The sequence below is a fragment of the Streptomyces sp. SID13031 genome, from assembly GCF_010548305.1.
Classification (GTDB): domain Bacteria; phylum Actinomycetota; class Actinomycetes; order Propionibacteriales; family Kribbellaceae; genus Kribbella.
This window is the reverse complement of the sequence record NZ_JAAGLV010000076.1, coordinates 1-451: the sequence shown is the minus strand read 5'-3', so window position 1 is coordinate 451 and position 451 is coordinate 1. Positions and strand designations below refer to the sequence as shown.

General features: G+C 68.3%; 1 protein-coding gene and 1 pseudogene. Both read right to left on the bottom strand.

The window, feature by feature from the left end; translation table 11 throughout:
- Positions 1-309, bottom strand: a pseudogene (locus G3I17_RS39300) (NADH-quinone oxidoreductase subunit L); the annotation flags it as partial.
- Positions 310-321: 12 nt separating this feature from the next.
- Positions 322-451 (bottom strand): NADH-quinone oxidoreductase subunit K (locus G3I17_RS39295; RefSeq protein ID WP_203591362.1); only part of this gene is annotated, 130 nt, incomplete at its 5' end.

Genomic DNA, 451 nt, shown 5'->3' with positions numbered 1-451 from the left:
GATGTGGATCAGGGTGCCCACACCCGTGATCAGCAGGACGAACGTCATCGACAGCTGGTCGAGCTGGAAGGCCACGTCGGCCTGGAAGCCCTCGACGGGGATCCAGCTGAAGAGCTTCTGGTGCAGGGCGCGGTCGTCGGCGCCCTTGCCCAGCATGTCGGTGAAGAGCACGGCGCCGATGACGAAGGTCGCGGCGGCGAGCAGCGTACCGATCCAGTGTCCGGACCGGTCGAGCCGGCGGCCGCCGCAGAGCAGGACCGCCGCTCCGAGCAGGGGCGCCGCGACCAGCAGCGCGATCAGGTTTTCCACGACAGCGACCCCTTACAGCTTCATCAGGCTGGCGTCGTCGACCGAGGCCGAGTGGCGGGAGCGGAACAGCGACACGATGATCGCGAGCCCGACCACGACCTCCGCGGCGGCGACGACCATCGTGAAGAAGGCGAGGATCTGG